The 17,820-nt window shown below is 62.6% G+C and carries 13 protein-coding genes; 6 read left to right on the top strand and 7 right to left on the bottom strand.

All coding sequences use genetic code 11. From position 1 onward, the window contains the following. Positions 1–197 precede the first annotated feature (197 nt). Together HJB84_RS03975 and HJB84_RS03970 are read right to left on the bottom strand one after the other, a co-directional pair. Complete coding sequence (locus tag HJB84_RS03975) at positions 198–3,314, bottom strand: efflux RND transporter permease subunit (protein ID WP_221115319.1); 3,117 nt, start codon at positions 3,312–3,314, stop codon at positions 198–200. Beyond that, the gene (locus HJB84_RS03970) at positions 3,311–4,618 is read right to left on the bottom strand and encodes an efflux RND transporter periplasmic adaptor subunit (protein WP_221115318.1); all 1,308 of its coding nucleotides are present in this window, start codon (positions 4,616–4,618) and stop codon (positions 3,311–3,313) included. Before HJB84_RS03970 ends, HJB84_RS03975 begins: the two co-directional genes overlap by 4 nt. Before the next feature lie 292 nt (positions 4,619–4,910). On the opposite strand from HJB84_RS03970, the gene HJB84_RS03965 reads away from it, so the two are divergent. After that, the gene (locus HJB84_RS03965) at positions 4,911–5,789 is read left to right on the top strand and encodes a phosphotransferase family protein (RefSeq protein ID WP_221115317.1); all 879 of its coding nucleotides are present in this window, start codon (positions 4,911–4,913) and stop codon (positions 5,787–5,789) included. Between the two features lie 10 nt (positions 5,790–5,799). On the opposite strand, the gene HJB84_RS03960 is transcribed toward HJB84_RS03965, so the two are convergent. Beyond that, positions 5,800–6,588, bottom strand: a complete 789-nt coding sequence (locus HJB84_RS03960; RefSeq protein ID WP_207583568.1) for an SDR family oxidoreductase — start codon at positions 6,586–6,588, stop codon at positions 5,800–5,802. A 252-nt stretch (positions 6,589–6,840) separates the two neighbouring features. On the opposite strand from HJB84_RS03960, the gene HJB84_RS03955 reads away from it, so the two are divergent. Together HJB84_RS03955 and HJB84_RS03950 are read left to right on the top strand one after the other, a co-directional pair. Beyond that, positions 6,841–8,505, top strand: a complete 1,665-nt coding sequence (locus HJB84_RS03955) for an electron transfer flavoprotein-ubiquinone oxidoreductase (RefSeq protein ID WP_221115316.1) — start codon at positions 6,841–6,843, stop codon at positions 8,503–8,505. 134 nt (positions 8,506–8,639) lie between these two features. Then, complete coding sequence (locus HJB84_RS03950; protein ID WP_221115315.1) at positions 8,640–9,254, top strand: L,D-transpeptidase; 615 nt, start codon at positions 8,640–8,642, stop codon at positions 9,252–9,254. 81 nt (positions 9,255–9,335) lie between these two features. Here HJB84_RS03950 and HJB84_RS03945 read toward each other — a convergent pair whose 3' ends face one another. Further along, on the bottom strand, positions 9,336–10,241 hold the full coding sequence (locus HJB84_RS03945; RefSeq protein ID WP_207583571.1) for a DMT family transporter: 906 nt from the start codon (positions 10,239–10,241) through the stop codon (positions 9,336–9,338). A 144-nt stretch (positions 10,242–10,385) separates the two neighbouring features. Here HJB84_RS03945 and HJB84_RS03940 point away from each other — a divergent pair, with 144 nt between their 5' ends. Further along, positions 10,386–10,859: an Lrp/AsnC family transcriptional regulator gene (locus HJB84_RS03940; RefSeq protein ID WP_207583572.1), complete on the top strand. Its 474-nt coding sequence runs from the start codon at positions 10,386–10,388 to the stop codon at positions 10,857–10,859. Positions 10,860–10,890: 31 nt separating this feature from the next. Here HJB84_RS03940 and mgtE read toward each other — a convergent pair whose 3' ends face one another. Continuing rightward, a complete protein-coding gene (gene mgtE, locus HJB84_RS03935; RefSeq protein WP_221115314.1) occupies positions 10,891–12,264 on the bottom strand; it encodes a magnesium transporter in 1,374 nt (457 codons plus the stop codon). A 264-nt stretch (positions 12,265–12,528) separates the two neighbouring features. Further along, positions 12,529–13,755, bottom strand: a complete 1,227-nt coding sequence (locus HJB84_RS03930; RefSeq protein WP_221115313.1) for an MFS transporter — start codon at positions 13,753–13,755, stop codon at positions 12,529–12,531. A gap of 300 nt (positions 13,756–14,055) precedes the next feature. On the opposite strand from HJB84_RS03930, the gene HJB84_RS03925 reads away from it, so the two are divergent. Further along, positions 14,056–15,000 carry a diacylglycerol kinase family protein gene (locus tag HJB84_RS03925; RefSeq protein ID WP_207583575.1) on the top strand — a complete coding sequence of 315 codons (945 nt, stop codon included), beginning with the start codon at positions 14,056–14,058 and terminating at the stop codon, positions 14,998–15,000. A 15-nt stretch (positions 15,001–15,015) separates the two neighbouring features. Here HJB84_RS03925 and HJB84_RS03920 read toward each other — a convergent pair whose 3' ends face one another. Beyond that, entirely contained in the window at positions 15,016–16,368 is a 1,353-nt protein-coding gene (locus HJB84_RS03920) for a glutamine synthetase family protein (protein ID WP_207584279.1), read from the bottom strand. 80 nt (positions 16,369–16,448) lie between these two features. Between HJB84_RS03920 and HJB84_RS03915 the strand changes: the two genes are divergently transcribed. Beyond that, the gene (locus HJB84_RS03915) at positions 16,449–17,816 is read left to right on the top strand and encodes an aspartate aminotransferase family protein (RefSeq protein ID WP_221115312.1); all 1,368 of its coding nucleotides are present in this window, start codon (positions 16,449–16,451) and stop codon (positions 17,814–17,816) included. Positions 17,817–17,820 lie beyond the last annotated feature (4 nt).

The following is a 17,820-nucleotide window of genomic DNA, read 5'->3' as shown; positions in this document are numbered from 1 at the left end:
GTTATTGGAGACGGAGCATCGCTCCGCGACGGGCGTAAGCACGCCCCAGATTCAAGAGGGCGGGTGATGCCACAGGGGCGGGACACATTCAAGGGGATCGAAAGCTGATGTGATCGCGGGCGCACTTCTTCTCCCGGTCGGAAGAAGAAGTGCGCCGCAAGGGTTGATTGGCAAATGCCGAATTCAGAGGGCCATCATCATTCGGCAGCCATTGCCCTCGCCTCCTGCACCACCGGCTCCGCAACCTTCTTTCCGCCGATCAGGCGGCCGAGGAAGTTTCCGAAGCGGTCCATCTCGACGAAGATGACCGGGGTGATGAACAGTGTCAGCATCTGCGAGACGATCAGGCCGCCGACGACGGCGATGCCGAGCGGCTGGCGCAGTTCCGAGCTTGCGCCGGTGCCGAGCGCGATCGGCAGGGCGCCGAGCAAGGCGCAAAAGGTCGTCATCATGATCGGCCGGAAGCGTCGCACGCAGGCCTCGTGGATCGCCGCCGTGGCCTTTTCGCCCGTCGTGCGCATGGTCTCCACCGCCACGTCGATCATCATGATCGCGTTTTTCTTGACGATGCCGATCAGCATCAACAGGCCGATAAGCGCGATGATCGACAGATCGAAGCCCATGATCTTCAGCGCCAGCAGCGCGCCGAAGGCCGCGGCCGGCAGGCCGGAGAGGATGGTGAGCGGATGGATGAAGCTCTCATAGAGCACGCCAAGCACGACATAGATGGTCAGCACCGCCGCCAGGATCAAATAGGGCGTATTGCCCTGCGACTGCTGGAAAATCTCCGCCGTACCGCCATAGGAGGTGAAGACGTCCGCCGGCGTGGCGATGTCCTTCTTGATCTGGTCGACCGCCGCGGTCGCATCGCTGAGCGAGACGCCTTCCGGCAGGTTGAAGGAAACGGTGGTCGAGACCAGCTGCCCCGTCTGGTTGATGGTGACCGGGCCGGTGGTGCGTTGCACATAGGCGAAGTTCGACAGCGGCACCAGGCTGCCATTGGCGGAGACGACACGAATTTCCGACAGCTTCTGGTCGTCCCAGGGTTTGCTGGTGTCGTATTCGACGATGACATTGTAGCTATCGCCGGTCGACTGGATTTCCGCAGCTGAATAGCCGCTGAAGGATTCCTGCAGCGTCGTGCGCAGCGTGTCGTTGTCAATCCCATAGGCGGCCGCCCGCTCGGTATCGATGACGATGTTGGCCTGCAGGGCGTTGTTCTGGGCGTCCGAAGTCACGTCGGTGAACAGGCGGTCCTTGCGCATCGCCGCCTGGATCTTGCCGGCCCAGAGGTTGGTCTGATCGGCACTCAGCGCCTGCACCACCAGCTGATACTGGCTGGCGGTCTGGCGGCCGCCGAAGCGCAGGCTCTGGTTCGGCGTCACGAAGGCCTGCAGTCCGGGGATCTTGTTGATCGCCGTGCGCAGCTCGCGCAGCGTCTGGTCAAGCGGCGGACGCGCCTTCTTGTCCTTGAGTTCGACGAACATCGAGCCGTTGTTCTGCGGTTTGTTCGGATTGCCGCCGATCGTCGACATCACGTGGTTGACCGCCGGGTTCGCCTTGACGGCGGCTGCCGCCTGCTGCTGCAGCGCTTCCATGGCCGAATAGGAAATGTCCTGCCGGGCCTGCGTGCTGATCGTCAGGCGGCCGATATCTTCCTGCGGGAAGAAGCTCGTCGGCAGCGTCATGAAGAAGTAGATCGTCAGCGCCACCGAGCCGAGGAAAACCCCGAGGATTGTGGGGCGATGCTGAAGGCACCAGCCAACCGCCCTGTCGTAGCCGTTGAGCGTCCGCTCGAAGCCGGCATCGAAGATGCGGATGATGAGCGGTGGGCGGCTGTGGTTGTTGGACAGACGCGAGCCGAGCATCGGGGTCACGGTCAGCGAGACGATGGCCGACGAGATGATGGCGATGGCGACGACCATGCCGAATTCGTTGAACACGCGGCCAACGACGCCGCCCATCAGCAGGATCGGGATGAAGACAGCAATCAGCGAAACCGACATGGAAATGATGGTGTAGCTGACTTCGCCGGCACCCTTGATCGCCGCTTCCCGCACCGGCATGCCTTCTTCGACATGGCGCAGGATGTTTTCGAGCATGACGATCGCGTCGTCGACCACCAGCCCCACCGCGAGCGTCAGCCCGAGCAGCGAGATGTTGTCGATGCTGTAGCCAAGCACATACATCATACCGAAGGTCGAGATCAGCGACAGCGGAACCGCAAGTCCCGGAATGATCGTTGCGGTCGCATGGCCGGTGAAGAGGTAGATGACGAGAACGACGAGGCCGATCGTCAAGAGCAGCGTGAACTTCACGTCGGAAATGGCATCGCGAATGGGTTTTGCCGCGTCGTTCATGACGACGGTGTTCACCGAGGGTGGGATTTCGGCGTGAAGCTGCGGCAGCTTGGCGTTGATCGCATCGACGACATCGACCGTGTTGGCATCCGGCTGACGCTGGATGGCGAGAATGATGCCGCGCTGGCCGTCATACCAGCTTCCGGTATACTGGTTCTCGACACTGTCCTGCACATCGGCGATATCGCCGAGGTGGATCGGCGCACCATTCGGATTGGCAATGACGAGCGAGCGGAATTGTTCGGCGTTGGTGCGCTGCGTGTTTGCCGTGATGGTCATGCTCTGCGAGTTGTTCTGCAGCGTTCCCACCGGCTGCTGGCTGTTGGCCGCAGCTAGCGCCTTGTTGACGGTATCGATGCCGATGCCGCGGGTCAAAAGCTTGTTGGGATCGACCTCGACGCGCACGGCGTAGGTCTGCGCACCGTAGACGCTGACCTGAGCAACGCCGGGGAGTGTGGAAAGCGACGGCGAGATGATGTCCTCGGCGATCTCGTCGAGCTTGCTGCGCGGCATGGTGTTGCTCTGCACCGAAAGCAGCATCACCGGCGCATCGGCCGGATTGGTCTTGCGGTAGCTCGGCGGTGTCGTCAGGTTGTCGGGCAACTGCCGGGTTGCATGCGAGATCGCCGCCTGCACGTCGGCTGCGGCGGCGTCGATATTGCGATTGAGATCGAACTGCAGCACGATGCTGCTGCTGCCGAGCGAACTCGAGGCGCTGATTTCGCTGACCCCGGGAATGGTCTCGAACTGCTTGATCAGCGGCGTGGCAACCGAGGTTGCCATCGTCTGCGGCGAGGCGCCGCTCAACTGCGCCGAAACGTTGATTGTCGGGAAATCGACCTGTGGAAGTGCCGCGACCGGAACGCGTTGGTAACCGGCAAGGCCAGCCAAAATGACGCCGATGGCAAGCAGCGTCGTCGCGACGGGCCGCTGGATACAGAAATTGGGGATCATTGCTGAGCTCCCACCGCGATCGTCTCGGACTGCGGCTGCCGAGGCTCGTCGGCGGAGGCGACATCAAGCGCCTTTTCGTCGAACTGCTCGTTGATCGCCTGCTGATCGCTGAGCTGGCCCTGACCCTCGACGACAACGTGGTCGCCTGCCGAAAGACCGGATTCGATGGCGGTGAAGCCGCCATTTGCGCGGGCGACGGTGACCGGCGTCAGATGCGATTTGCCGTCCTTGGCGACGAAGGCGAAGAAACCCTCAGGGCCGGGGCTGACGGCAACCGTCGGCACCACCACCTGCTGTTCGTCATTGTTGAAATGCACCACGATGTTGACCGACTGGCCGGGCCAGAGCGCACCGGAGGCATTCTCGAATTTCGCCTTGGCGAGGATCGTGCCCGAGGCCGTGTCGACCGTGTTGTCGTAGAAGCTGATCTCGCCCTTTCGGACCTGTCCCTTGGTGGATTTGGGAACCGTGCTGACCGCGACCGGACCGGCTGCCAGAGCGCTTTTCAACGTGCGCAGGTAGCGCTCCTGCAGGTGGAATTTTATATAGATCGGGTCGTATTTGGCGATGGTGACGATTGCCGCGCCGGCACTGAGAAAAGCGCCTTTGCTGACGGCGATATCGCCGAGCCGACCATCGAAGGGCGCGCGAATGTCGGTGTGCTCGAGGATGACCTGATCGGAGACAAGCGATGCCTTGTCGGCGTCAACAGTGGCTGCGGCGGTATCACGGGCGGCGACCGCCTGGTCGAGGCTCTGCTGGGTGCCCGCCTTCTGGTCGAAGAGATCTCGCGCGCGCGTCAATGCGGTCGCGGCCTCCGAAAGGGTGGCGGTGTCGCGCACGATCATCGCATTGTCCTTGTCGACCGCTGCCTTGGCCGTCCGCCCGTCCAGCTTGGCGATCAGGTCGCCGGTTTTGACGGTCGCCCCATCCTGCGCATCGATGCTGACGATCAGGCCCTGTTCCTGTGCGGCAATGGTCGTGTTGTCATCGGCATCGGCCCAGCCGGTCGCCGTCACATCGGTCGGCAGCGTGGTTTTCACCGCTGCGACGGTCTTGACGACCGTCGGGCCGCCGCCGCGTCTGCGCCCGCCGCCCTGATGTTGACCACCGTTCTGCGTTTGATCGTCGGCCTGCGCCTGATCGCCCCGTGCTTGCTGCCCACCGCCATTGCTGCCGGCCGGCTGCTTGATGAACTGCGAGAGGGTGGGAATGCGAGAGGCATAAGGGATCAGATTCCCGAATTGCCAGACGCCGACGGCGGCAACTGCGATAACGCTGACAGTGATCCAAAATTTCTTCATGGGCGACAGACCGGGTGTTGAACGGGGTTGCGAATTTTATGCTCCGATTGAGCCGCTTATATTGCGGCGCAAAAAAGACATAATTCCCGGGTCGCAATCACTAAGTGGTTATAACGGCTTAAATTTTTGTAATGAATATTCCGTAATATTCAAACTATACTAATATAGGCCGAGCGTGCCCGATTGCCGTTTGACGGCTGCGGCGGGAGACCCTTCGCGAGAAGACGATATCAACCCGCAAGCCGTCGATGGCGCGGGAAAAACGCGGAAAAACCAGAGAAGGCAGGTCGTCATGACCGAGTTTAGCGCCAGCGAATTTCGCTCTCTCATCATAAGCGTGTTTCCCGAACTCACGGCCTCCGTCTTCAAGCTGGCGGCGCAGGGTTGGGACTCGCTTGCCGTCGACGTCGACGACACGCTGATCTTTAAATTTCCCCGCCATTCCGGCGCGGAAAGAGCGCTCGTCAAGGAAGCCGCCCTGCTCGACATCATCAGGCCGTCGCTGTCGATGGCGGTTCCAGACATGTGCATTCACGACGGGCCGCCGATCTTCTCCAGCCATGCCAAGCTCGAGGGCGAACATCTCATCGCCGAGGATTACGATGCGCTTGGCGAGAGTTATCGTCGGCGCCTCGCGGATGATCTTGCGCGTTTTTACGCCGAGCTGCACGTGCTCGATGCCGATCGCATGCGGTCGGCCGGCGCCGGGCCGATCCAGCCCTGGCAATCGTCGGAGGTGGTGCGAACCAAGGCCCTGCCGCTGCTGCCGCCCGACCTCCGGAGTTTTGCGCAGGCCATTATTTCCGATTTCGAAGCCCTGCCGCCTGATCCCCACGGCAACATCTACGGCTTCTTCGACGGTCATGGCTGGAACATGGCCTTCGACCATGCGCAAGGGAGGCTCAACGGCATCTACGATTTTGCCGATTCGGGCTTCGGTCCGTTGCACCAGGAATTCATCTACTCGAACTTCATCTCGCCCGATCTCACCGCTCGCATCGTATCGGCCTATGAAATGCTGACCGGACGCCGGCTCGACCGGCGGCGCATTGCAATCCTGACGGGCTTCCATCGTCTTTCCGAGCTCGCCGAATTTGCCGACGATCCGGCCTACCTCGAACAGATGATCCGAAGTGCTGCGACGTGGGCGGGGGCTGTCCACGTCGGCTGAAGCGAAACTGCTAGACTGATCGCGCCGCGCCGCCGTCGCAGCGGATCAGCGAGCCGGTGATGTAGCTTGCCGGCTGGCTGCAAAGGAAGGCAGCCGTTGCGGCAAATTCCTCCACCCTGCCATAGCGGCCGACCGGAATGCGCGCTTCCTTGTCGGTACGGATATCTTCGAGGCTCTTGCCCGTCCGCTTTGCCGCCGCCCCGTCGAGCTCGTCGAGCCTCCCGGTCAGGATGCTGCCCGGCAAGAGCAGGTTGGTGGTAACGCCGAAGCCGCCCACTTCGGAGGCAAGCGTCTTGCTCCAGCCGGCAAGTGCGGGGCGCAGCGTATTCGACAAAGCCAGATTGGCGATCGGTTCGATCACCCCTGAGGAGGCGACCGTCAGGATGCGGCCCCAGCCCTGCGCCTTCATTCCGGGCAGCAGCGCATTGGTCAGCGTGATCACGCGGGCGACCATGGAGATAAAATAGGTCTCGAGCTTTTCACCCGTCATGTCCTCGGTCGTACCGGGCTTCGGCCCGCCGGTATTGTTGACGAGGATATCGAGCCCGCCGAATTTTTCGTTCACCGCCGCCGTCGTCGTCTCGACGAAGCGTTCATCCCCGAGGTCGGCCCAGATCCAGTCGGCCCGGCCTTTGCCTTCGGCATTGATTGCCTTGCAGTTGGCGTCCAGCTGCTCGCCGCTGCGCCCGCAGAGCAGCACATTTGCGCCTTCGCGCGCCAGTGCTGCGGCGATGCCGAGGCCGAGGCCACGCGAGGAGGCGAGGACGAGCGCCCGTTTGCCTTCGATGCCGAGATCCATGATCGTTCCCTCCAATATCTTTGAGCGATGTATAAGGCGCATGCGCCGGAAAAGGGAAGGGCGTGTGGTCGGTTCGGCGTCGTTTGATAATTGACGTTCACGTAAACCGCATATAATTCTGGCGTCCAGGGCATATCATTGTGCGAATTGAAGATTGGCTGTCGTATCCCGGCTCGACAATGCTTTCTCGTTTTGACAAGAAAGTGCCTATGACGGGATGACGGCCGCGTGCCGCCAAGCGGAGACGAGTGAATGACCGAGACGACTGAGCTGCCCGAACGCGAGAGCATGGAATTCGACGTGGTGATCGTCGGCGCCGGTCCGGCTGGTCTTTCTGCGGCGATCCGGCTGAAGCAGGTCAATCCGGAGCTTTCGGTCGTCGTGCTGGAGAAGGGCTCGGAAGTCGGCGCCCACATCCTCTCCGGCGCCGTCGTCGATCCGATCGGCATCGACCGGCTGCTGCCCGGCTGGCGCGAAGAGAGTGAGCATCCCTTCAAGACCGAGGTCACCGCCGACCATTTCCTGCTGCTCGGCCCGGCCGGCTCGATCCGCCTGCCGAATGTGCTGATGCCGCCGCTGATGAACAATCACGGCAACTACATCGTCTCGCTCGGGCTCGTCTGTCGCTGGCTGGCCGGTAAGGCCGAAGAACTCGGCGTCGAGATTTATCCGGGCTTTGCCGCAACCGAAGTGCTCTATAATGACGAGGGCGCGGTCATCGGCGTCGCCACCGGCGACATGGGGATCGAGAAGAACGGTGAGCCCGGCCCGAATTATACGCGCGGCATGGAACTGCTCGGCAAATACGTGCTGATCGGCGAAGGTGTACGCGGCTCGCTCGCCAAGCAGCTGATCGCCAAGTTCGATCTGCAAAAAGGTCGCGAACCGCAAAAGTTCGGCATTGGCATCAAGGAACTCTGGCAGGTCAAGCCGGAGAACCATAAGCCCGGCCTGGTGCAGCACTCCTTCGGCTGGCCGCTCGGGATGAAGACCGGCGGCGGTTCCTTCCTCTATCACCTCGAAGACAATCTGGTCGCCGTCGGCTTCGTCGTCCATCTCAACTACAAGAACCCCTATCTCTATCCGTTCGAGGAATTCCAGCGCTTCAAGACCCATCCGGCGATCCGCGGAACCTTCGAGGGCGGCAAGCGGCTCTCCTATGGCGCGCGTGCCATCACCGAGGGCGGTTATCAGTCGGTGCCGAAGCTCTCCTTCCCCGGCGGGGCGCTGATCGGCTGTTCGGCTGGTCTCGTCAACGTGCCGCGCATCAAGGGCAGCCATAACGCGGTTCTGTCGGGCATGCTGGCGGCCGAGAAGGTGGCGGCGGCGATTACAGCCGGCCGCAGCCATGACGAGGTGGTCGAGATCGAAAACGAATGGCGCAAGGGCGACATCGGCAAGGATCTCAAGCGGGTGCGCAACGTCAAGCCGCTGTGGTCGAAGTTCGGCACGGCGCTCGGCGTGGCGCTCGGCGGTCTCGACATGTGGACCAATACGCTGTTCGGCTTCTCGTTCTTCGGCACGCTGAAGCATGGCAAGACCGATGCGCAGTCGCTCGAGCCGGCCGCAAACCACAAGCCGATTGCCTATCCGAAACCGGATGGCGTCTTGACCTTCGACCGGCTGTCCTCGGTGTTCCTGTCGAACACCAATCACGAGGAAGACCAGCCGGTGCATCTTCAGGTCAAGGACATGGGCCTGCAGAAACGTTCGGAGCACGACATCTATGCCGGCCCGTCGACGCGTTACTGTCCGGCCGGGGTTTATGAATGGGTCGAGAAGGACGGAGAGGAGACCTTCGTCATCAACGCCCAGAACTGCGTGCACTGCAAGACCTGCGACATCAAGGATCCCAACCAGAACATCAACTGGGTGCCGCCGCAGGGCGGCGAGGGGCCGGTCTATCCGAACATGTGAGGCGGATTATCCACGCCGCCGACAATTTTACGTGCTGACGCCTTCGTATCGCCTGCGGCGGGCGGCCGTTAGCCGTTCGTTAACCATAATTTCCTTAGCGTGCGACATCTTGTTGACGCACTAAGGACACATTCATGACGATCTCCCGCCGGGGTTTCCTGATCGCTCTGCCGCTTTTTGTCGCCGGCTGCTCTTCGACCGGCCTGAACAGCCAGACCAATTACGCCGCACTTCCGGATGAAAAATTCCCGTTGAGGCAGGTGCCGATCGACAAGATCAAGCCGGAACTCCGCCGTCAGGAAGTGGCCTACGAAACCACCCATGACGCCGGCACCGTGGTGGTCGACACCCCGACGCGCCGTGCCTATTATGTCCTCGGCGGCGGCAGGGCGGTGCGGTACGGCGTTGGCGTCGGTCGCGAGGGGCTGGCATTTGCCGGCAACGCCTATATCGGCCGCAAGGCCGAGTGGCCGAGCTGGACGCCGACGGAAAACATGCAGCGCCGCGAAGAGCGTTATCGCAAGCTCGCCGGCGGCATGCCGGGCGGTCCGAACAACCCGCTCGGCGCACGAGCGATGTATCTCTATCGCGGCGGCGGCGACACGCATTTCCGCATTCACGGCACCAATCAGCCGCAATCGATCGGGCTCGCCATGTCGAGCGGCTGTATTCGCATGATGAACCACGACGTGATCGACCTCTATAGCCGGGTCGAAGTCGGCGCCAGGGTCGTCGTCATCCAGGCTTGAGCGAGCAAAATCACGTTGATTGAAAAAGCCGCCGCAGCGATGGCTGTCGGCGGCTTTCGACGTTCGTTGGTCCGGTGGCGGTCAGCGGCGCTGGGCGGCGATCCCCGTGGAAAGCGCAACGCCCATGCCGGTGATCACGGCGGCGCTGATTTCCGTCAGGCCGATCGGTTCGCCAAGCAGCAAGCCGCCGCCAAGCGTTGCCAGCACAGGCGTCAGCGCCGTGAAGGCGGCGGCCTGCGTTCCGCCGAGCGTTGTGACGGCGGTGCCGTAGGCGACCATGGCGACGAGGCCGGAAAGAATGCCCTGGCTCAGCACCTGCAGGCCGATTTCCGGAAGCGGTGCCTGCTGCAGCGAGATGCCGAAGATGAGGGCCAGCGCGCCCATGATCAGGAAGGACCAGACGGCGATCAGCGCGCTTGCCTGCACGGCCGTCAGGCCGGAGCGGCGGAAGGCATGCGTATAGCTCGCCCACAATACGGCGCCGGCCGGTAGCAGCACGAAGCTCGTCCATGGAAGCGAGGCGTCTGCAAGGCTGTGGGTGAGCAGGATCAGCACGCCGGCGACGATTGCGACCAGCCCGGCGATGCGGGTGGTATCAGGTCTTTCGCCAAACAGCACGATGCCGATCAGCGCCGCCGCGAGCGGCATCGAGCCGCCGAGCAGGATGCCTGAAGACGCAGCCGGCGTCGAATGGATTGCCAGCGTGGTGAGCAGGAAGAAAACGGCGCCGGACCCGGACACCATGATCGCCACCAGGTGCAGCGGCAGGGACTTCGGCAACAGTCCGGTCTTCAGCCAGACCGGCGAAAGCACCAGCGCCGGAATGCCGAAGCGGATCAGCCCGATGTCGACCGAGCCGAGCGGCGTTGCGGCGCTGTGGCGGGTGACGAGAAACCATGTCGCCCAGATCAGTACGGTAACGGTGCCGCCGGCATAACCCAGTGCCTGCGAAGGCGATTTGTCGTTCGTAAATGCAATGGTGGTCATCGTCCTGTCCCTTCCTTCATCCGGAGCCTTTCCGGTTGAGGAAAAGATTAGTCCCAGAGGGCAGGGCATGTCCTTGCTATCTCTGGCTCAAAAATCATATTATGCGCAATATTCTGCCAATCGACGCCAACAGGGATCGCGAAAATGCCAAATCTCGATAAATTCGATATCGCCATCCTGAAGTGCCTGCAGGAGGATGCACGGGCAACCAATGTCGAGATCGCCGAGAAGGTGAACCTTTCGCCGTCGCCCTGCCTGCGCCGCATCCGCAATCTCGAACGCTCCGGTATCATCCGCGGCTACACGGCCGATATCGACCGTAAGGAGGTCGGCCTCGGCCTGACCGTCTTCGTCGAATTCAAGGTCGCCCATCACAGCCGTGAGAATTCCGAGGCGCAGCAGAAGGCGCTGCTCGCCATCCCCGAGATCGTCTCCTGTTTCCTGATTTCGGGCACGGCCGATTTCCTCGCCGAAGTGGTGGTCGAGGATCTCGCCGCCTACGAACGGCTTCTGACGGAAACGCTGTTGACCCTGCCGAATGTCAGCGACATCCGCTCCAACTTCGCCATCCGCAGCATGAAGACGCATGGGCCGTTGAAGCTGCCCGAGGGAAAATAAATCCCCTCGGGCTTGCTGCCATTTGCGGGTGCTACAGCAGCGTCCCGCTGAGGATGAGCAGGGCCACCGAGAAGTAGATGACGAGCCCGGTGACGTCGACCAGCGTGGCGACGAAGGGGGCCGAAGCGCTGGCCGGATCGAGCCGGAGCTTCTGCAGCAAGAAGGGCAGCATCGAACCGCAGATCGAGCCGAAGGTGACGATCCCGATCAGGGCGGCAAACACCGTGATGGCGACCATCTGCCAGTGCGGGCCGTAGTCGTAGAGGCCGGCCGACTGCCAGAAGACGATGCGAATGAAGCCGACGAGGCCGAGGATCGCGCCGAGCACGATGCCGGTCGGCAGTTCGCGCAGCAGCACCTTCCACCAGTCCGAAAGCTTCAGCTCGCCGAGCGCCAGCGCCCGAATGATCAGCGAGGTCGCCTGCGAACCGGAATTGCCGCCCGAGCTCATGATCAGCGGGATGAACAGCGTCAGCACCACGGCCTTTTCCAGCTCGCCTTCGAAATGCTGCATGGCGCTTGCCGTCAGCATCTCGCCGAGGAAGAGGGCGGCGAGCCAGCCGGCGCGCTTGCGGATCATGCCGGCGAAGCCGATCTTCATGTAGGGCTGGCCGAGCGCCTCCATGCCGCCGAACCTCTGGGCCGCTTCCGTCGTGTCTGATATCATCGTGTCGATCACGTCGTCGACGGTGACGATGCCGAGCATCTGCCCATGTTCGTCGGTGACCGGCAGGGCGAGCAGGTCATGCTTGCGGATCAACCGGGCGACATCCTCCTGCTTCATCAGCGGATCGGCCGAAACCGGCGCACCCTTCTGCGCCACCGAGAGGATGGAAGCATCCGGCTCGCCGGTGATGAGGCGGCGCAGCGTCACCACATGCATGAGCGCATGGCTGATCTCGTCGAGCACATAGATGGCGTAGACGGTCTCGCGCGAGCGTTCGACCTGGCGCACATGGTCGAGTGTCTGGGCGATGGTCCAGTTCACCGGCACGCTGACGAATTCCGTCGTCATGATGCCGCCGGCCGTGCGCGGCGGGTAGCCCATCAGGTGCTGGATCGCGATGCGCACCGGCTCGTCGAGGCTGGCAAACAGCCGGGCGCGGGTCTCGCCGTCGAGTTCGAGCAGCACGTCGGCGACACGGTCGTTGGACATGCCATGCAGCAGGCGTGCAGCGTCCTCGGCGCTGATCAGCGCCAGGATCTGTGCAGCGTTGCGAAGCTCCGGCCGGTCGAGGATGTTGACGGCATAGTCGAGCGGCATGCCGGTCAGCACGCGGCCGGCGTCCTGGACGGTCAGCGCGTTCAACGATTCGACGTGTTCGGCGATCGTTGCGCCGCGGCTGTTGTTGATGAAGGCACGGGCGGCATGGCCTGCCCGAAGAGGGAAGCGATTGATATTCATTTGAGGCTCGCCTTTCCGTCGATCCGCCGTAGCGTCCCGACCGGGCGAGCCGACAGGAGTCGGTCAGCGCACGAGGGCCGCGTACGGCAAGGGCAATCGACTGCTACTGTCGCTTGGCATCGTTAAGATGGCTCCGTTAAAATCCGCGGAAGACGAGTGCCGTCCACGTGAGATTCTAGGTGGTCCCGAACGCGAAAAAAGTCAAGCGGGGTAAAAGCTTAACGCCAGAATGTCGCACACCCGCGCATTGTGGGCGGAGACGCTCTACGCGGCCTGCGTGCTCCGGCTGCGACGCTCCAGCCGTGCTGAGGCCGCAAAGACGAAGAGGCCGAGGAAGGACAGTGCTGCGCCGACATAACCGGTTGCCGCAAAACCGTAGCCCCAGGCGATGACGAGACCGCCGAGCCAGGCGCCGATCGCATTGGCGATGTTGAAGGCGGAATGATTGGAAGCGGCGGCAAGCGTCTGCGCATCGGCGGCGACATCCATCAGCCGTGTCTGCAGCGCCGGGCCGGCGGCAAAACCGCAGCCGACGAGGAAGACGGAGAGGCCGAGCATATAGGGATTGGCGGCGGTCAGCGAGAAGGTGGTCAGCACGACGATATTATAGACGAGCGAGCCGCCGATCGTACCGAGCAGCGATTTGTCGGCGAGCCATGAACCGATGAAATTGCCGGCATTCATGCCGACGCCGAAGAGCACCAGCATGATCGGAACCGCTGTTTCCGGCAGCATCGCCACCTCGGTTGTCGTCGAGGCGATATAGCTGAACATCGCAAACATACCGCCGTAACCGACAGCGGCGATGCCGAGCGTCAGCCACACCTGCGGCCGGCGGAAAGCCCCGAGTTCGCGCAGGAAGCTTGCCTCCTCGGAAACCCTGTCCTTGGGAACGTAGAACCAGATCAGCGCCACCGTCAGCAGGCCGAGCACGCCGACCGAGAAAAATGCGATCTGCCAGTCGAGCGACTGGCCGAAGAACGTCGTCAAGGGCGTGCCGAGAAGTGTTGCGACGGTTAGGCCGAGCATGACGCGGCCGACGGCACGTGCGCGGCGGTGCACAGGCACCATCGAGGCGGCGACAAGGGCTGCGACGCCGAAATAGGCGCCATGCGGCAGGCCGCTGACGAAGCGCAGCAACGTGAAGGTTTCGAAGGTCGGCGCCATGGCGCTGAAGATATTGCCGGCGGCAAAGATCAGCATCAGTGTCAGCAGCAGCGTACGGCGCGCCATCTTCGCGGCGAGCACGGCGATGACGGGCGCGCCGATGACGACGCCGAGTGCATAGGCGCTGATGACGTAGCCGGCTTGCGGGGTCGTGACCGAGAAGGTCTTGGCGACATTGGGCAATAGGCCCATAATCGCGAATTCGCCGGTGCCGATGCCGAAGCCGCCGCAGGCGAGCGCCAGCTGGACCAGCGCTACTGTCGTTGCCGAGGGCAGCCCTTCATCCTGGCTATCGATGGAATCATTGACGGTGATCTCACTCACGAGAGCTCCTCGATGCGGTTTTCTGATTGGCGATGGCCTTGGCGCTGGCACGGCCGCGGGCCGATCGTTCAAAATGGCGGGAGGTGGAGACCTGTCTCCGATCCTTCCATCTATCCGTGACGACCCGGCCGGCGTCGAGTGCGTTTTTTGCAGTGCAGCGTCCTGCTATGTGCATATGTCCGTTGCAATTTTTGCATTTCTGTCGTCTCCCGGGAAAGGTACTGGCGCTTGAAATCGCCGATCCCGAAACCATCTGATGGGCAAGGCAGGATTATTTCCGCGCCAGAGACGGGAGCCCTCATGAAGCTTGTAGGCTTTTTCAATCGCGACGGCGGTACCTTCAGGACCACCGACATGCTGGCCTACGAAAAGAGGGCGGAGGCGGCTTTCCGCGAAGCTGGGCACGATTTCGACGCCATCGTCTTCTCCGGAAAGGAGATCATTCCCGCCATGGAGCGGGCGGCCAAGCGCGACGACATCGACGGGATCGTCGCCGGCGGCGGCGACGGCACGATTTCGGCGGCGGCATCGATCGCCTGGAAAAACGGCATTGCGCTCGGCGTCGTGCCGGCCGGCACCATGAACCTGTTTGCCCGCTCGCTGCGTGTGCCGCTCGATATCTGGCAGGCGCTCGATGTGCTTGCCTCTGGCGAGATCGACAATGTCGATATCGCCAGCGCCAACGGCCGGCCCTTCATCCACCAGTTTTCCGCCGGCCTGCATGCCCGAATGGTGCGCTACCGCAACGCCTACAGCTATCGTTCGCGGCTGGGCAAGATACGGGCGAGCACAAAGGCGGCCTTGGGCGTCATCTTCAACCCGCCGGAATTCGAAGTCGAGTTCGAGGCGGCCGGCATGCGCGAGCGCCGCAGGGTGTCGGCAATCTCCGTCTCCAACAATCCCTTCGGTGAGAATGCGCTGCTTTACGCCGACAATCTGAGAAGCGGCGAGCTCGGCTTCTATACGGCAAATCCGCTGAAACCGGTCGGTGTCGCCCGTCTCGCCATCGACATGCTGCGCGGCAAGGTCCGCGAGAATGCCGATGTCATGGTGATGCATCCGGCGGAGGTGCAACTGCATTTCCCGAAACTGCGTTACAAGGCCAATTGTGTCATGGACGGCGAGTTGCTGCCGCTCGAACGCGACGTCTCGATCCGACTGCATCCAGGCGAGTTGAAGGTTCTCGTCAAGCAGGGTCTCGCCGCGCAGGTGGATGCGGCCGAGCGCCGCGAGCCGGCTGTGTAGGTCTTCTGCTGAATTTCAGAGCCGCGGCAGATAAGTGCGATAGTCGAAATCCGAGACGGTGCGCAGATGCGCAAGCGCTTCCTTGCGCTTGGTGTCGCCGTAGAGCGCCTGATAACGTGCGCCGAAGATATCGGCGATGAAGGGCGAGGCACGGAAGGCTTCGACGGCACTCAGGAAATCATGCGTCAGCCGCGCGGTATTCGCCGGTGTGTGCGACGGCGACGTCTCCTCGCCGGGGTCGAGTTCGCCGTCGAGACCGATAAGCATGCCGCCAAGGATCGCGGCGAGCAGCAGATAGGGATTGGCGTCGGCGCCGGCGACGCGGTGCTCGATGCGGGCGGCCGGCCCATCCTTGTCGGGTATGCGGATCGCCGTGCCGCGATGGCCGCTGCCCCAGGTCAGATCGACAGGTGCAAACGAGCCCGGCTGGAAGCGGCGATAGGAGTTGGCGAACGGGGCGAAGATCAGCTGCGCCGCGCGCATGGTGTCGAGCAGGCCTGCTGTCACCGATTTCAGCAGTTTCGGTTCGCCGCCCTTGGCATCGAGAATGTTGCGGCCTTGCACATCGATGATGCTCGCATGCACATGCAGGCCGGAGCCGGCATGGTCGGAATAAGGCTTGGCCATGCAGGTCGATTTCAGTCCGTGGCGGCGCGCCGCCTGCTCGGCGATGCGCTTGAGGTAGAGGCAATCGTCCGCCGCGGCCAGCGCATCGGGGCGGTGCAGCAGGTTGACCTCGAACTGACCAGGGCCGAATTCCGCCGTCGTCGCATCCGCCGGCAGCCCCTGCGCCTTCGCATAGGCCCTCAGCGTCCCGAGATAGACGTCGAGTGCATCGACGGCGCTCATGTCGTAAAGCTGGAAGCCGTTCGGTTCGCCGCGATAGGTGAGGCTTTCGGGCGGGGAGGGGCGGCCGGCCTCGCGCCAGTCCCCTGACATCACGTAGAATTCCAGCTCGGTCGCCACCACGGGTGTCAGGCCGCGTGCACGATAACGATCGAGCACCGAGGCGAGGATGGCGCGCGGATCCATGAAGCTCGGGATGCCGTCGAATTCGTGCATGGTGGCAAGCACCTGCATCGAGCCCTCGGGCGCCCAGGGCATCGGCGCGAGGCTCCGCCGGTCGGGGACGAGCTTGCCGTCCGGATCACCGATCGTCAGCGACAGGCCGGTAATGTCGTCATTGTCGTCGCCCCAGATGTCGAGCGATTGCGTCGAGGTCGGCAGGCGGATGTCGCCGGCCCAGATCTTGTCTTCGGCGCCGGGCGGAAGCTGCTTGCCGCGCAGATCGCCGTTCATGCCGACGATCAGGATCTCAAAACGAGGATCGCCGCCCTCGGCCTTGCCGTCCACCCTGTCGCTCGCCATGACCTTGAAAATCCTCCGGGACAAGGCCAAGCTCCTATCCCATCGATAACAGCCTTTCAATCCGCGAGGGTCTTCCCATTATGCCCGATACCTACCCACCCTCGAACCTTGCGGCGATCGACGCCGCGCATCACCTGCATCCCTTCGCCGACATGAAGAAGCTGAATGCCGAAGGCACGCGCATCATCCAGCGCGGCGAGGGCGTTCATATCTTCGACAATCACGGCAGGAAATATCTCGATGGCTTCGCCGGCCTCTGGTGCATCAATATCGGCTATGGCCGCCGCGAGATCACTGACGCCGTTGCAAGACAGATGAACGAGCTGCCCTATTACAATACCTTCTTCGGCACGAGTTCGACGCCGGCGACGCTGCTTGCCCAGAAGGTCACCGCCCACGCGGGGGCGCGTTTCAACCATATCTTCTTCACCGGCTCCGGCTCGGAGGCGAACGACACCTGGTTCCGCATGGCCCGCGTCTATTGGAGCGCCGTCGGCAAGCCGTCGAAGAAAATCGTTATAGCAAGGAAGAACGGCTATCACGGTTCGACCGTCGCCGGCGCCAGCCTCGGCGGTATGAAATACATGCACGAGCAGGGCGACCTGCCGATCCCTGGCATCGTTCATATCGGCCAGCCCTATTGGTACGGCGAGGGCGGCGATCTCTCGCCTGATGAATTCGGTCTCAAGGTCGCCCGCGAACTCGAAGCGAAGATCGACGAGTTGGGCGAGGAAAATGTCGCAGCCTTCGTCGCCGAACCGGTGCAGGGGGCTGCCGGCGTCATCATCCCGCCCGAGACCTACTGGCCGGAGATCGACAGGATCTGCAAGGCGCGTAATATCCTGTTGGTGACCGATGAGGTGATCTGCGGTTTCGGCCGGCTGGGCGCCTGGTTCGGCTATCAGCATTTCGGCGTCGAGCCCGATCTGGCGCCGATCGCCAAGGGACTGTCCTCCGGCTACCTGCCGATCGGCGGCGTGCTCGTCAGTGACCGCATCGCCGACGTGCTGATCAACGAGGTCGGCGAGTTCAATCACGGCTTCACCTATTCCGGCCATCCCGTCTGCGCTGCCGCCGCCCTCGAAAACCTGCGCATCATCGAGGAGGAGAAATTGGTCGAACGGGTGCGCGACGATATCGGCCCCTATTTTGGCAAGGCCTGGGCGGCCCTTGCCGAGCATGATCTGGTCGGCGAGGCCGTCAGCATCGGCCTGATGGGCGCCCTGCAGCTGACTGCCGACAAGAGCACGCGCACGCGTTATGACAAGCCCGATCAGGTCGGTGCGCTGGTGCGCAACCATGCGCTGGCGAACGGCCTCGTGCTGCGCGCCACGGGCGACCGCATGCTGGCCTCGCCACCGCTTGTCATCAGCCATGCGGAGGTGGACGAGATGGCAAGAATTACCAGCCTGGCGCTGGATTTGGCCTGGAAGGAACTGAAATCCTGATTTC

The organism is Rhizobium sp. NZLR1b (genome assembly GCF_019685155.1).
Lineage (GTDB): Bacteria > Pseudomonadota > Alphaproteobacteria > Rhizobiales > Rhizobiaceae > Rhizobium.
Note: the sequence above shows the minus strand (reverse complement) of the source record. Positions and strands in the feature narration are given on the sequence as shown.

What these genes read in the sequence shown, in the direction of transcription:
- HJB84_RS03975 (WP_221115319.1), bottom strand. Translation starts at nt 3,314, where the DNA reads ATGATCCCCAATTTCTGTATCCAGCGGCCCGTCGCGACGACGCTGCTT.
- HJB84_RS03970 (WP_221115318.1), bottom strand. Translation starts at nt 4,618, where the DNA reads ATGAAGAAATTTTGGATCACTGTCAGCGTTATCGCAGTTGCCGCCGTC.
- HJB84_RS03965 (WP_221115317.1), top strand. Translation starts at nt 4,911, where the DNA reads ATGACCGAGTTTAGCGCCAGCGAATTTCGCTCTCTCATCATAAGCGTG.
- HJB84_RS03960 (WP_207583568.1), bottom strand. Translation starts at nt 6,588, where the DNA reads ATGGATCTCGGCATCGAAGGCAAACGGGCGCTCGTCCTCGCCTCCTCG.
- HJB84_RS03955 (WP_221115316.1), top strand. Translation starts at nt 6,841, where the DNA reads ATGACCGAGACGACTGAGCTGCCCGAACGCGAGAGCATGGAATTCGAC.
- HJB84_RS03950 (WP_221115315.1), top strand. Translation starts at nt 8,640, where the DNA reads ATGACGATCTCCCGCCGGGGTTTCCTGATCGCTCTGCCGCTTTTTGTC.
- HJB84_RS03945 (WP_207583571.1), bottom strand. Translation starts at nt 10,241, where the DNA reads ATGACCACCATTGCATTTACGAACGACAAATCGCCTTCGCAGGCACTG.
- HJB84_RS03940 (WP_207583572.1), top strand. Translation starts at nt 10,386, where the DNA reads ATGCCAAATCTCGATAAATTCGATATCGCCATCCTGAAGTGCCTGCAG.
- mgtE (WP_221115314.1), bottom strand. Translation starts at nt 12,264, where the DNA reads ATGAATATCAATCGCTTCCCTCTTCGGGCAGGCCATGCCGCCCGTGCC.
- HJB84_RS03925 (WP_207583575.1), top strand. Translation starts at nt 14,056, where the DNA reads ATGAAGCTTGTAGGCTTTTTCAATCGCGACGGCGGTACCTTCAGGACC.
- HJB84_RS03920 (WP_207584279.1), bottom strand. Translation starts at nt 16,368, where the DNA reads ATGGCGAGCGACAGGGTGGACGGCAAGGCCGAGGGCGGCGATCCTCGT.
- HJB84_RS03915 (WP_221115312.1), top strand. Translation starts at nt 16,449, where the DNA reads ATGCCCGATACCTACCCACCCTCGAACCTTGCGGCGATCGACGCCGCG.